Here is a 13,489-nt window from a genome sequence, read left to right on the forward strand (position 1 = left end):
GGGCTTGTCGTAGAAAAAGCAGCTCATTATAAGGTATGCTCCGTTAATAATCATCTAATAGATAGCTTTCCGACATTATGCGCGACAATACACACATTTATACCGTCTCCGAGTTGTGTCGGGAAACACGAATTTTGCTTGAGGGAACATTTTTAACACTCTGCATCGAAGGTGAAATATCTAACTTATCTCGTCCTGTGTCCGGGCATATTTACTTCACCTTAAAAGATGATAAAGCCCAAGTGCAATGTGCCATGTTTCGCGCCCAACTTCGCAAAATAGGTTTCAAACCAGACAACGGCATGCGCATTACCTTAAAAGCTCGGGTTAGCCTTTATGAGGCTCGTGGAAATTTCCAGTTAATTGCTGAACACATGGAAGCTGCTGGCGAAGGCGCTCTTCGACAACAGTTTGAGATGTTAAAAAACAAACTGTCACTCGAAGGGCTTTATGATGAGCAACATAAAAAACCACTGCCTGAATTAGCCAAAAAAGTCGGCGTTATCACCTCATCCAGCGGGGCGGCTATTCATGATATTTTAACCGTATTAAATAACCGTTTCCCCGCCTTACCTGTGCTGATTTACCCCGTTACCGTGCAAGGCGATGGTGCTAAAAACGAAATTGTAAGTGCCATCAAGTTGGCTAATGAGCGTAAAGATTGTGACGTTCTTATTCTCGCTCGTGGCGGTGGTTCATTAGAGGATTTATGGGCCTTTAATGAAGAAATTGTTGCACGAGCAATTTATCACTCATCTATACCGATTATTAGCGCCATTGGTCATGAAGTAGACTTTACCATCGCTGACTTTGTTGCGGATCATCGCGCCGCCACACCCTCCGCAGCAGCCGAACGGGTCAGCCCTGACCAACACCAATGGCTGAGTCATTTTAATTATTTAGCTAAGCAGTTAACAAATACATTATCGAGTCATTTATCAGATAAAAAACAAACCTTAAATCACCTCCACCACCGATTAAAGCGTTCCCACCCAGGCGCACAATTGCAAGCTCATGCCCAGCGCTTAGATGATTACCATGCTCGTTTAATGCAAACACCTCAACGTGTTTTACAACAGCGAAAACTCCGCCTATCCGAACTACGCGCCCGCCTCTTAAACAATAACCCTAGTCATCAGGCACACGCTTTAGAACAACGGCTAATACGTCTTCAACAACGCTTACCTAAACCAATACAACTGAACTTACAACAAGCACGCTTACGTTTTACCGACTGTAACAAAGGGCTTGAGACACTCAGCCCCTTAGCTACTTTAGCGCGAGGCTATAGCATCAGCAAGCGTGAGGCTGATGGTACAATCGTGAAAAATATTCATCAGGTTGTTTTAGGTGAAAAAATCAATATTCAATTAACGAATGGGGTATTGAAAACCAATATAGAAAGTATCCATGAAAACACTTAACGCTTATGTACTCGCTATTAGCCTTTTGTTTATGCAAACGGCTCACGCTTTCCCTCAACATCATCCCGTACCCGGTGGTATTGCCGTTATTCCACTGAAGTCTCAAACACAGCCGGCCCTCTATTATCAAAATAATAAAGTGTTAACCCTACTTAAAAATAATCAATGGGTGGCTATTGTTGGAATTCCCTTGTCAGCAAAATCTGGCACTCATAAATTGCTAGATCAACAAACGGCTCAAGTCACGACATTTGAAGTTAGCGATAAAACCTACCCAGCTCAATACATTACTTTAAAAAAAACGCCTAAAAATAAACGCATGATCAACCCAAATAAAATGGATATGGAGCGTATCAATCGCGAGAAAAAAACACTCTCTAAAGCTTTATCTACTTGGTCTGACACGACCCCACAAGTTGAGTTTAGCTTACCAACGCATGGCCGACTCAGCAGTCCGTTTGGCTTAAAACGTTTTTTTAATAATCAACCGAGAAAACCACATAGCGGCTTAGATATCGCAGCGCCTACGGGCACCCCTGTTACCTCACCAGCTGCAGGCACTATTCTAGACGTCGGGGATTATTTTTTTAACGGCAACACAGTATTGGTTGATCATGGACAGGGGTTGATTAGCGGCTACTTCCATTTAAACAAAACCTTTGTCAGCACAGGAGACACTGTTAAACAAGGGCAAAAAATAGCCGAAATTGGCACCACCGGTCGAGTAACAGGTGCTCACTTGCATTGGAATATTTATCTTAATAAAAGCAAGGTTGACCCTGCATTTTTTATTAGCGACCATATACACAAACTTAGCAAAAACAAGTAATCATCACTATGCATATCAAAGACCTTTGCACTAAATGCGACCATTGGACAATCACCACTATTATCCATGATGGTGAAACAGCCACTTTTACCTGCACACACTGTAAAAATGAATTTGACTTACCTTGGGACACTAACACCAGGTACCTCATTCGTTCAATTCGGCACAGCTTAAAGAAACGTACTAAAAAATATCCTGAGCTTTTAAACCTCAAACACGAAGGCCAGGGTATTAAAATTCAGGAAAAAGCGAGTGACCCTACGGCCTAAGAAGGGTTTAGTTATCGATGTTTAGGTTTGCTTTTTCTTTTCTCTTTTAATTTACTGACTTTGCCTTTTTCGATATTTGTCGCCGACTTCCTTGTTTTTTTAGCATAAGGATTATCCGGCGATTTAAACTCTATCCTTACCGGTGTTCCCACTAACCCTAGCTTTTCTCTAAAGGCATTCATTAAATATCGCTTATAACTACCAGGAACCGACACCGTTTGGTTACCATGAATGATGATGACAGGTGGGTTTTGCCCACCTTGGTGGGCAAATTTCAGTTTAATCCGACGACCACCTACCAATGGGGGTTGGTGAGCTTTGATCGCATTTTCAAGAATTTCGGTTAACCGTGGTGTTGACATATCAATCATCGCAGATCGATATAACGCCCCAATTGATTCAAATAACTTACCGACACCACTGCCATGCAACGCAGAAATAAAGTAACGTTCCGCATACTCAAGAAAACTTAATTTCACATCAATTTGACGCTTCACTTTTTCTCGTTGATCTTCCGACAAGCCATCCCATTTATTTAAACCAATAACCAATGCTCGTCCTGATTCCAGTACCATTCCGAGCAAACTCGCATCCTGATCGGTCACCCCTTCACTCGCATCAATCATGTAAATGACCACGTGCGTGTCATCAATTGCACGTAGTGTTTGCACAATGCTAAATTTCTCAACGGCTTCTGATACTTTTGAACGACGACGAACACCAGCCGTATCAATCAATGTATATTGTTTGCCATCACGTTCAAAAGGGATAAAAACACTATCACGCGTAGTGCCGGGCTGATCAAAAACGACGACCCGCTCCTCACCCAGCAAGCGATTAATCAGTGTCGATTTGCCTACATTAGGTCGTCCAATGACAGCAACCCTGATTCCTTCTCCTGCCAATGTGTCATCAAATGACTCTATTTTCGGCAAAATGTTTGATACATGCCTTAAGAGCTCAACCACACCTCGCCCATGTGTTGCTGCAATCGGCCATGGTTTATCGAAGCCCATTTTATGAAATTCTGCGATATGTGTATTAGCATCTAAACCATCAGTTTTATTTGCAACAAGTACGATTTGTTTGCCAAGTTTTCGTAAATTTTGCCCTATTTCTTCATCAATAGGGTGAATACCATGGCGCGTATCAACCAAAAATAAAACCACATCAGCTTCTTCAAGTGCTCGCTCGACCTGCTCTACAGCAACGCCATCAATGCCGTCTGCAGTTGCCGTAATTCCACCCGTATCAACCACTAGAGATTTGATATCTGCACGTTTTACTAACCCATATTGTCGATCACGGGTAAGCCCTGGGTAATCAGCAACTAATGCATCACGTGTACGCGTTAAGTAATTAAATAATGTTGATTTACCGACATTAGGTCGGCCAACTAAGGCAATAACAGGTAGCATCGTTTACTCTTCCGTGACCGACAGAGTGTCCATTCGTAAGGCCGTTATAACACCTTCTATGTCTTGCACATAAATCAAGCCATCATCAATAATAGGCGCTGTAGAAATCGCGACATCACTCACTCTTAAACGTCCAACCAACGCGCCATCCGTGCTATTTATCACATGAAGATAGCCTTCGTAATCAGCCGTTAACAAATAATCTCCAGCTTGAGTAAGGGGTGTTAATTGGCGGTGCTCTAAACTATCCTGTAGCCAATTAATGCTGCCATCATTTTGGTCAGCAGACCATAGGTGGTTATTCACATCAACAACATAAATGGACACCCAGTCTGCAATCATTTTCTTATATGACGACATTTCTGAGCGACGCCACACAATTTGGCCAGACCTTACATCAACGGCTACAACCCCGCCATTGAAGGTGGCTGCATAAATATAACGCTCTCCTGCTAATGGATCTGAATCCACATCTACCATCCGTGATAGTGCACCACGACCTCTCGCTACGGCAACACTTGTTTCCCAGATCTGCAGACCATCTTTTAATCGCAACACCACCAATTTACCATTAGCATAGCCACAGATAACACCTCCACTTTTAACAACCGGAGAACTGGTACCACGTAAACTTAATGCTGGTACATCGCGAATATACGACCAACGCTCTTCACCGTTTGCAGCATCCAGTGTATTCACTGCGCCATCAACACTACGAACCACAAGAAGCCCATCTGAAAACCTCGGTGTTGACAATACTTCACTAGAGACTTGTGAAGTCCATGCTGTATCACCATCATTTAATTTTAGTGCAACAACATCAGCATCTGTGGTGCCAAAGAAGACATGTTCATAACCCACCTCTAAGCCACCTGAGATCGGAAGTTCAGTTTTGACTTCCCATATTAGTTCACCCGTCATTTGATCTATTGCAAGGACCTTGCCTTTTAAATCCGCTACGAAAAGCTTGCCATCTGACATGACCATTTCAAGCTTCAGGTATTTAGAGCCTTTGCCTTCACTTGCTTTTTGCTGCCAGACAGGTGTAAGGCTAACTTCCTCAACAATTTCAGCCAATTCACGTGGAGGTGCAGACTCATCTTCTTCGGATGTGCTCATCATATCGATAATGCCACTTTCCAAGCTCTTACCGGCCGATTTGGTTTTTTCTACGATTCCCGCACAACCTGCTAAAAAAAGCAGCAAAATAACTAGGCTTAACCGACTCATTTTTCTATCTCTTGTACAATTTCTGTACCGTCAACAATAGTCGGCGGTCCTAGATCATCCAGTTTTAACTGGATCAACTGGCTATCTAATGTTGCGTCTCTCAATGCTGCCATATAGCCAGATCTAGCTTTTTCTACATTACCCAACTGGCGATATGCATCACCTTTTAATGCCTCGTATTGGCCAATAAATTGTCCTGGGTTAATCCCGTTTTCTCCCGAAATCACTGATTCAAGATCACTAACAACGCCATTCGCATCACCATCAGCCAGTCTAATTCTAAACGCACGTATACGCGCAATATGTTGAAGGGCTTTATTGCCATCCAAATCAGCCACTTTTTCTAGTGATTCAACTGCCCCTTTACGATCACCAGTTTCAAGTTGTGCTTTGGCTTTTTGCAAGCCAGCCAACGCTGCATAAGGTGTATCGCTATAGGTTTTATCAATTTCTTCAGCCAAGACAATTGCCGCTTCAAACGTTGAGCTCTCCATTGATTGGGCCAATTGCTGGTAGGCATCTGAAGCTTCCAGCGCATGGTTTTTCTGCTGGCCCTGCCAACTTTGCCAACCAAAAAGACCTATTAAACCCAACACGACTCCAGCAATAAGTGAACGAGAGTTATCTGCCCACCATTTTTTGATCCGTTCAACTTGTTCTTCTTCTGTTTGATAAGTGTCCATCATCTTTTCCGTTTTAACTGTTATTTTTTAAAAATGCGTCTATTTGATTATTCGGCACTTGTTGTTGTTCTTGTCTGTCACGTAAAAACTTAATACTCACTTTATTTTCTTCAATTTCTGCTTCACCTAGAATGAGCGCGAACTTGGCACCAACCTTGTCTGCCTTTTTAAACTGACTTTTTAAGCTACCTCTGCCACAATGAAGAACAATACCTTCTTCTGGCAATTGATCCCGTAAACGTTCAGCCAATTGTATCGCTTCTTTTCTAGCCGGCTCACCTTGATAAACGATATAAGCCAAGGGTGTTGCTTCAGGCCATTCACGCTGCTCCAACAGCAGTACCAAACGTTCAACGCCCATTGCCAAACCAACAGCAGGGGTTTGCTTACCACCCAGTTGGTCGATCAAACCGTCGTAACGACCACCAGCACAAACAGTTCCTTGTGCACCTAGTGATGTAGTGGTCCATTCAAACACCGTGTGTGAATAATAATCTAAACCTCGAACCAACCGTGGGTTATGTTTAAATCGAATACCTGCATCCATCAAATAGCCTTGCAACGTTTCAAAATGTTGCGTGGACGGCTCACCTAAAGAATCTATTAATTGTGGCGCAGATTCGATTAATGTTTGCATGGCTGGGTTTTTGCTGTCCAATATGCGCAGTGGGTTCGTGGCTAATCGACGTGTGCTATCTTCATCTAATTGTTCTAAATGTTGCTTAAAGTACGTCACCAAAATATCTTTATAGGCTGTCCGCTCTTCGAGCGTACCCAATGTATTAATCTCTAAGGTTAATTCGCTTGCTAAACCAAGGTTTTTCCAGAGTCTATACGACATAAGAATGACTTCAGCTTCAATCTCTGCGCCCGACATACCAAAACATTCAATACCAATTTGATGAAACTGTCGATAACGCCCTTTTTGCGGACGTTCATGACGAAACATAGGGCCTTGATACCATAAACGTTGAACTTGGTTATAAAACAAACCATGCTCTAAACCAGCTCTTACGCAACTTGCTGTTCCTTCTGGCCGCAAGCTCAGTGAGTCTCCATTGCGATCATCGAATGTGTACATTTCTTTTTCAACGATATCGGTCACTTCACCGATCGAGCGACAAAACAAATCCGTACTTTCAACTAACGGCATGCGTATTTCTGAATAACCGTATTGTTGACACACTGTTGACATCGCTTTTTCTAATCGCTGCCACAATGGTGTTTTATCGGGCAAAATATCATGCATACCACGAATGGCTTGTAACTTTTTACTCATTGGCCTTGTGTTATTGTTAACGGTTGAACTTACTTTTTTCTAACAAGCCCATTTCGTGCGAGTCTGGATAAAGTCGTTTTAATTGAAGAATATAACTGGCAACACTATCGCTATCGCCCAGCTTATCTTCTGCTTGAATACCTAACCATAAAGAGGCTGGTGTATGCTTGCTTACTTCTTTAAAGCGCTGCAGATAAGCCCGTACGGATAAGTAGTTCTGCATTTCAAATTTTAAGTTGGCCATTTGTAATAATGTCACAGCCGAACGGTTATTTCGCTGTAAGGCCGTACGATAATAGCTTTCTGCTTTATCTAATTGCCCCGCTTTCCATGCACACGTTCCTGCGTTCGTTAACGCCGCCACCGCAGACCGATACAATGGGTTTTTAACTGCTATATTAAAGTGTTGATCTGCCAACTCAAATTCATTCATGCTACATAGATAGCGTGCATAATTATTTTGTGCACTTGAGTTCCTTGGGCTTAGAGTCACTGCTTTTTTATAATGTTCACCGGCTAATGATTTTTCGCCTAAGCGGTCGTAGAGTACGGCTAGAACGTTATGTGCGTTACTGGAAAAAGGGTCAACATCTATTGCCTTCTTTAGTTTTTCTAACGCCACTTCATTCATCCCTCTTTTCATATATTCCACACCAAGGGATACATAAACATCAGCAGGGCTTTTTTCTGTGCCTTGGATAGATGAGGCGCTATTTTCTTTAACGTGTTGCGGCTGGCAAGCTACAAGGGTAGCCAAAAAACACAGCATTATTATTTGAATAATCCATTTATTCATACCGCGGTTACCCTCTGGTTCTTTAGCTGTCGTTTTGTTTTATCTTTCACCTTGCCAACCAATTGCCCACAAGCAGCATCAATATCGTCTCCACGTGTTTTACGTGTTGTTGTTATCAGTCCAGCCTCCTTCAAGACATTGGTAAACCGGTGGATCGCATTATTACTAGAGCGTTTGTAGTGTGTATTAGGAAAGGGGTTAAAAGGAATCAAATTCACTTTGGACGGCACATCAGCCAATAAGCGCTTTAATTCATGCGCTTGCTCAACCGAATCATTTACGCCGCTTAACATCACGTATTCAAAGGTTATTTTTCGGCGTTTTTCGCCTTTAATATAATGCTTACAGGCTTCTAACAACTCAGCAATTGGATATTTTTTATTAATCGGTACTAATTCGTTTCTTAATTCGTCGTTCGGCGCATGAAGAGAAACTGCCAGGCTCGCATCACTCACTTCGGCCAAACGATACATCGCTGGCACAACACCAGAGGTACTGACTGTGACACGACGTTTGGCTAAGCCGTATGCAAAATCGTCCATCATTAAGTTTAAGGCCGTAACGGTATTGTTGAAGTTAAGTAGCGGCTCGCCCATTCCCATCATCACAACATTTGTTAGATTGGCTTTACCTTTTAGCGCCTTAACCGCCACCCATACCTGCCCAATAATTTCAGCAACAGATAAGTTACGATTGAAACCTTGTGTCGCCGTAGAACAAAAAGTGCACTCAAGCGCACAGCCTACTTGCGATGACACGCATAAGGTACCGCGACCTTCTTCAGGAATAAAAACTGTTTCGATACGGTTTTGCCCATCTAACTCAAGCACCCATTTATAGGTTCCATCATCAGATTTTTGTTCGAAGACTATCTCAGGTACGCGTACCTCAGCAATATCAGCAAGGCGTGTTCGCAACCCCTTGCTGATATTCGTCATTAGCTCAAAATCAGAAATGCCTTCTTGATGAATCCATTTCAAAACTTGTTTCGCACGAAATGGTTTTTCACCTATTTCAGTAAAAAATGTTTCCAGACCCTTACGATCTAAATTCAACAAGTTTTGTTTTGAGTTCATCAGTGTTTAACGAAGACGTTCGCACAGTTCATCATCATTAAAGAAGAACTTAATTTCTTCAGCCGCTGTTTCAGGCGCATCTGAGCCATGAACTGCATTTTCATCAATGCTATCTGCAAAGTCTTTACGAATAGTACCTGCCTCGGCTTCAGCTGGGTTTGTTGCACCCATCACTTCACGGTTTTTCAAAATAGCATTTTCACCCTCAAGCACTTGAACCATGACAGGGCCAGAGATCATAAATGAAACCAAGTCATTATAAAAAGGACGCTCTTTATGCACAGCATAGAAGCCTTCTGCTTGCTCACGAGAAAGTTGCAACATTTTAGACGCTACAATTTTTAATCCCGCTTCTTCAAAGCGAGCATAAATTTGTCCAATTACATTTTTTGCAACTGCATCCGGTTTTACAATAGAAAAAGTACGCTCAAGCGCCATAGTATTACTCCAACAATAAAAATTAATTTTAGAAAAACCCGTGTAAATTCACGGTATTAGGTTATCTGACAGCGAACTGTCACAATGTGTGTAGTCTACAGATTACGGCCCTTTCTAGCAATCAGCTAATAAGCCGTAAAAACTATCACGAAGACTAAATTATGCACAGGAAAAAAATTATGGCTCAACGGTAAAACTTTCACCGCAGCCACACGCATCTTTCACATTTGGGTTATTGAACTTGAAGGCAGAATTAATACCTTCTCTTGCAAAATCCAACTCCATCCCATCTAAAAAACTCAACGAGTCTTCATTGATGATGACTTTAACACCATGCATTTCGAAAACAGTATCCTTAGACTCAACTTCATCTGCAAAATCAATGACATAAGAGTAACCCGAGCAACCAGACTCACGAACACCCAATCGTAAGCCCAACCCTTTACCCCGTTTATTCAATTGATCCTGCACTTGCATTGCAGCGTTTTCAGTTAATGTAACAGACATATTTTCCTCAATATTAATAAATACTTACCACCCCTTTGAGTTTATAACTACAAATAGGTTCCTTTACCGACAACTCATAATAAGGCATTCAACGATACGGCTTACACTATATAGCAACCTATCAATAAGCCCATTAAAGCTAATTCTTTCATTAGACAGCATTCTACATGATCATTTTTTTAAGGGAAATCTATCACCTAAGATTGATGACTCTTGGTTAACCTCTGTTGTTTATCTTATACTGCCCCTATAACTCTTCTAATAAACAGCCACTCTTAACACTAAAAAGCATGTTTGATATCGGTTTTTTTGAAATCTGCCTCATTGGTATTATCGCACTACTGGTCATAGGCCCAGAGAAGCTTCCACGTGTAGCACGTACCACAGGCTTATGGCTCGGTAAGGCACGCGGTATGGTAAAAACAGTTAAATATGAAATTGACGAACAAATTCGTGTCGAAGAATTAAAACAATCCGTGGAACGTGCTAAAAACACCCTCGATAACAGTATTTCCGCCCCCATTAAAGAGGTTGAATCATCTCTGGATGAATTACAAAATCAACTCAAAGACCCTAGCGAAAAAAACCTACAGCACCACCAACCAAATCGGCAAAGTAATAAAAAATAATGCCGTACTTGCCACTAATACAGTAGACAATAGCTCCGTATTCAAACCATAACGCTCGCTTAAAATCATTGTTGCCATCATCGACGGCGTAGCAGCTACCAAGACCGTCGCATGTATCGTTTTAACATCTGTCATGGTTGCATTTGCTGTAAAGTAAACGACCGCTGGGACGACAAGTAGCTTTATTGCTGACGCCAAAATAGCAATGCCTTTGTGCTTCCTTAGGCTACCAAATGAGAGCGACATCCCCACGACCAACAACATACCCGACATCGTAATATTTCCCAGCATCGTGGTGCCCTTTTGAAGAAACAGCGGCAAACTAATGTCATAAATATTCATCAAAATTGCAACAACAAAGGCCCATATGGGCGGCAGGCTTAATAATGACTTAATAAACCTTAACGGAGTTTGCTTTTGCTCGTCATTATCACCCCATTCTATCGCTATCCACAAACCAACAATCCACAACATTGGTGTAATGGCCATAATATCGACATAAATAGCGAACCTTGCGGCCTCGTCACCTTGCATCGCCTGTAGTAACGGCACCCCCAGAGAAATAATATTCCCTAAACCACAAACCAACATTAACGCGCCCAGTTCAGGTTTACCCAAACCTTGACGTTTTAACCAAGGGTAGAAAACCCAACACGCAAGCATGCCAACAACAATACCTACATTTGATACCATCGGAGCACTAAAAATGTCTCCCGATAGGGTCACATTAGGAATAACAGAAAAAATAAGTGCCGGGTAAAACAGATTAATCACCAAGGTACTGATGACACGCCGAGTTTCATGTAATGTAAGACCCGCAGGCTCCCAATACCTCAGCAAAACACCCATTAATATAATAAATGCACTTGGTAGCAGTGCCGCATTAACTTGATCAAATATCTCAGCCATTACCTCTAACCCTTAAATATACCTCAAATCAATCATACCTTAAAAAACACCTACAAAGTGTGTAGACAAAAAAAAGCCCCGCATTAAGCGAGGCTTTTTCATACGAATAGAAACTTAAGCTGTTACGTTTACAGCTTGTGGGCCTTTAGGGCCATTCTCTACGTCGAAGTTCACTTGCTGACCTTCGTTTAATGTACGAAAACCTTCGCTAGCGATAGCTGAGAAATGTACGAATACATCTTTGCTGCCATCTTCTGGAGTAATAAAGCCGAAGCCTTTAGATTCGTTGAACCACTTAACTGTTCCTGTTGCCATGATAATACCTCAATAAAATTAAAATTAAAAAATGTTACAAATCTTACAAGGAAATTAACAAGAGCAGATCTTACAAAAACCAGTAGAGAATGTAGCGAGATTAATTCTAACGTACTTTCTTTAGAAAAACAGCTTTTTCTCAACCTTTACTGACATATATCACTATATTCTTTAGCGATCAGGTACAATAAGCCCCTCAAAATGGTTGTGCTGATCGGTCTGCACCCACCTCAAAACGTGGCAATATTAAAATACTGCCCGCCGTAACTAAACATTGCTTCCACCTCGACCGTGCCATTTATTAAATGGCGGATGGACTCACGGAGAAAACTATATGTCGTTCGACTCACTCGGCCTCAGAGCTGAATTAATCACCGCTGTATCTAAAAAAGGCTACACCGAACCCACCTCAATCCAAGCCCAATCCATTCCACTCATCCTAGAAGGACGAGACCTAATGGGCGGCGCACAAACTGGCACCGGAAAAACAGCCAGTTTCACGTTACCTGTTTTACAACGCCTTATGGAATCTGGCGACGCGAAACCAAAGGCGGGCAAAGTTCGCGCCTTAGTATTAACACCAACGCGCGAACTAGCGGCACAAGTTGCTGAGAGCGTCAGAGATTATGGTCAACATTTACCCTTATCATCGTTTGTTATATTTGGTGGTGTAAACATTAATCCACAAAAGCAAAAATTGCGTAAGGGTGTTGATATTTTAGTCGCAACGCCAGGCCGTCTTCTCGATCATGTCAGCCAAAATACTGTTGACCTATCATCCGTCGAAATCCTCGTACTCGATGAGGCCGATCGTATGCTTGATATGGGCTTTATTCGAGACATTAGAAAGGTTTTAGCTTTACTACCTCAGCAAAAACAAACACTACTGTTTTCAGCCACCTTCTCAAACGAAATTAAGAAACTAACGAGCAGCCTGTTACATAACCCTGCGTTAGTAGAAGTCGCCAAAGAGAATTCTGCATCGGAGCTGATCTCCCAAGTCGTTCACCCTGTTGATAAAAAACGCAAACGTGAATTATTATCTTTTCTTATTGGCTCAAATGACTGGAAACAAGTCCTAGTGTTTACACGCACTAAACATGGCGCCAACAAATTATCCGAGCAACTCAACAAAGATGGTATTACTGCAGCCGCTATTCATGGTAATAAAAGCCAAGGGGCTCGCACTAAAGCATTAGCAAACTTTAAATCCAACGATATTCGTGTATTGGTTGCCACAGACATCGCCGCTCGTGGCCTAGACATTGACCAGCTTCCCCATGTAGTTAATTTTGAACTGCCTAATGTGCCTGAAGATTATGTACACCGCATCGGTCGTACTGGCCGAGCAGGCAGCGAAGGTGAAGCCATGTCTCTAGTTTGTGTTGATGAATTAAAACTACTAAAAGGTATTGAGCGCCTGATTAAAACCGATATCAAAAAAGTTACTTTTGAAGGTTATGAACCTGATCTAAGCATCAAACCAGAACCGATTCAAAATGGCCGTAATAATCAACGCCCTAGAAAATCAACACCCAAAAACCATTCACCTGCCAAACCTAAAACAAACACCGGTGCTAAACCGAATGGCTCCACTCGTGCAAAAAAGCGCAATACTCAAAATAAACCTACCAACCGACCTGATAATTTTGGAAATCGGTAACCACACTTTTAAACAACACATTTA

General features: G+C 42.0%; 14 protein-coding genes. 4 read left to right on the plus strand and 10 right to left on the minus strand.

Annotated elements, in window-relative coordinates; all coding sequences use genetic code 11:
• Positions 1 to 77 precede the first annotated feature (77 nt).
• Positions 78 to 1,424 (plus strand): exodeoxyribonuclease VII large subunit, encoded by a 1,347-nt coding sequence (xseA, locus tag CPC19_RS09970; protein WP_016389744.1) that lies wholly within the window; start codon positions 78 to 80, stop codon positions 1,422 to 1,424.
• Positions 1,411 to 2,253 (plus strand): peptidoglycan DD-metalloendopeptidase family protein, encoded by an 843-nt coding sequence (locus CPC19_RS09975; RefSeq protein WP_016389745.1) that lies wholly within the window; start codon positions 1,411 to 1,413, stop codon positions 2,251 to 2,253. The genes xseA and CPC19_RS09975 overlap by 14 nt, the downstream gene beginning before the upstream one ends.
• Positions 2,254 to 2,533: 280 nt before the next feature.
• On the opposite strand, the gene der is transcribed toward CPC19_RS09975, so the two are convergent.
• The 8 genes from der to iscA all read right to left on the minus strand — a co-directional run bounded on the left by der (position 2,534) and on the right by iscA (position 9,949).
• A complete protein-coding gene (der, locus tag CPC19_RS09985; protein ID WP_015005420.1) occupies positions 2,534 to 3,940 on the minus strand; it encodes a ribosome biogenesis GTPase Der in 1,407 nt (468 codons plus the stop codon).
• 3 nt (positions 3,941 to 3,943) lie between these two features.
• A complete protein-coding gene (gene bamB / locus CPC19_RS09990; protein ID WP_016389747.1) occupies positions 3,944 to 5,170 on the minus strand; it encodes an outer membrane protein assembly factor BamB in 1,227 nt (408 codons plus the stop codon).
• Entirely contained in the window at positions 5,167 to 5,856 is a 690-nt protein-coding gene (locus tag CPC19_RS09995; RefSeq protein ID WP_236610510.1) for a tetratricopeptide repeat protein, read from the minus strand. Before CPC19_RS09995 ends, bamB begins: the two co-directional genes overlap by 4 nt.
• Positions 5,857 to 5,866: 10 nt before the next feature.
• Positions 5,867 to 7,132: a histidine--tRNA ligase gene (gene hisS / locus CPC19_RS10000; RefSeq protein WP_016389749.1), complete on the minus strand. Its 1,266-nt coding sequence runs from the start codon at positions 7,130 to 7,132 to the stop codon at positions 5,867 to 5,869.
• Between the two features lie 16 nt (positions 7,133 to 7,148).
• Positions 7,149 to 7,928 (minus strand): type IV pilus biogenesis/stability protein PilW, encoded by a 780-nt coding sequence (pilW, locus tag CPC19_RS10005; protein ID WP_016389750.1) that lies wholly within the window; start codon positions 7,926 to 7,928, stop codon positions 7,149 to 7,151.
• On the minus strand, positions 7,925 to 9,004 hold the full coding sequence (gene rlmN / locus CPC19_RS10010; RefSeq protein ID WP_016389751.1) for a 23S rRNA (adenine(2503)-C(2))-methyltransferase RlmN: 1,080 nt from the start codon (positions 9,002 to 9,004) through the stop codon (positions 7,925 to 7,927). Before rlmN ends, pilW begins: the two co-directional genes overlap by 4 nt.
• Before the next feature lie 6 nt (positions 9,005 to 9,010).
• A complete protein-coding gene (ndk, locus tag CPC19_RS10015; RefSeq protein WP_015005414.1) occupies positions 9,011 to 9,442 on the minus strand; it encodes a nucleoside-diphosphate kinase in 432 nt (143 codons plus the stop codon).
• A 177-nt stretch (positions 9,443 to 9,619) separates the two neighbouring features.
• Positions 9,620 to 9,949, minus strand: coding sequence for an iron-sulfur cluster assembly protein IscA (gene iscA, locus CPC19_RS10020; RefSeq protein WP_015005413.1), 330 nt, complete (start codon positions 9,947 to 9,949; stop codon positions 9,620 to 9,622).
• A 290-nt stretch (positions 9,950 to 10,239) separates the two neighbouring features.
• Here iscA and tatB point away from each other — a divergent pair, with 290 nt between their 5' ends.
• Positions 10,240 to 10,578 (plus strand): Sec-independent protein translocase protein TatB, encoded by a 339-nt coding sequence (gene tatB / locus CPC19_RS10025; RefSeq protein WP_015005412.1) that lies wholly within the window; start codon positions 10,240 to 10,242, stop codon positions 10,576 to 10,578.
• Here tatB and CPC19_RS10030 read toward each other — a convergent pair.
• A complete protein-coding gene (locus CPC19_RS10030) occupies positions 10,537 to 11,487 on the minus strand; it encodes an AEC family transporter (protein ID WP_016389753.1) in 951 nt (316 codons plus the stop codon). The genes tatB and CPC19_RS10030 overlap by 42 nt on opposite strands.
• Positions 11,488 to 11,601: 114 nt before the next feature.
• Positions 11,602 to 11,802: a cold-shock protein gene (locus CPC19_RS10035; protein WP_015005410.1), complete on the minus strand. Its 201-nt coding sequence runs from the start codon at positions 11,800 to 11,802 to the stop codon at positions 11,602 to 11,604.
• 334 nt (positions 11,803 to 12,136) lie between these two features.
• On the opposite strand from CPC19_RS10035, the gene CPC19_RS10040 reads away from it, so the two are divergent.
• Entirely contained in the window at positions 12,137 to 13,465 is a 1,329-nt protein-coding gene (locus CPC19_RS10040; protein WP_016389754.1) for a DEAD/DEAH box helicase, read from the plus strand.
• The last annotated feature ends 24 nt before the right edge of the window (positions 13,466 to 13,489 follow it).

The organism is Cycloclasticus sp. PY97N (genome assembly GCF_002443175.1).
GTDB lineage: Bacteria > Pseudomonadota > Gammaproteobacteria > Methylococcales > Cycloclasticaceae > Cycloclasticus > Cycloclasticus pugetii.

Coding starts and splice junctions, on each gene's coding strand:
- CPC19_RS10030 (WP_016389753.1), bottom strand. CDS start 11,487: ATGGCTGAGATATTTGATCAAGTTAATGCGGCACTGCTACCAAGTGCA.
- hisS (WP_016389749.1), bottom strand. CDS start 7,132: ATGAGTAAAAAGTTACAAGCCATTCGTGGTATGCATGATATTTTGCCC.
- CPC19_RS10035 (WP_015005410.1), bottom strand. CDS start 11,802: ATGGCAACAGGAACAGTTAAGTGGTTCAACGAATCTAAAGGCTTCGGC.
- tatB (WP_015005412.1), top strand. CDS start 10,240: ATGTTTGATATCGGTTTTTTTGAAATCTGCCTCATTGGTATTATCGCA.
- pilW (WP_016389750.1), bottom strand. CDS start 7,928: ATGAATAAATGGATTATTCAAATAATAATGCTGTGTTTTTTGGCTACC.
- CPC19_RS10040 (WP_016389754.1), top strand. CDS start 12,137: ATGTCGTTCGACTCACTCGGCCTCAGAGCTGAATTAATCACCGCTGTA.
- rlmN (WP_016389751.1), bottom strand. CDS start 9,004: ATGAACTCAAAACAAAACTTGTTGAATTTAGATCGTAAGGGTCTGGAA.
- ndk (WP_015005414.1), bottom strand. CDS start 9,442: ATGGCGCTTGAGCGTACTTTTTCTATTGTAAAACCGGATGCAGTTGCA.
- der (WP_015005420.1), bottom strand. CDS start 3,940: ATGCTACCTGTTATTGCCTTAGTTGGCCGACCTAATGTCGGTAAATCA.
- bamB (WP_016389747.1), bottom strand. CDS start 5,170: ATGAGTCGGTTAAGCCTAGTTATTTTGCTGCTTTTTTTAGCAGGTTGT.
- CPC19_RS09995 (WP_236610510.1), bottom strand. CDS start 5,856: ATGATGGACACTTATCAAACAGAAGAAGAACAAGTTGAACGGATCAAA.
- iscA (WP_015005413.1), bottom strand. CDS start 9,949: ATGTCTGTTACATTAACTGAAAACGCTGCAATGCAAGTGCAGGATCAA.
- CPC19_RS09975 (WP_016389745.1), top strand. CDS start 1,411: ATGAAAACACTTAACGCTTATGTACTCGCTATTAGCCTTTTGTTTATG.
- xseA (WP_016389744.1), top strand. CDS start 78: ATGCGCGACAATACACACATTTATACCGTCTCCGAGTTGTGTCGGGAA.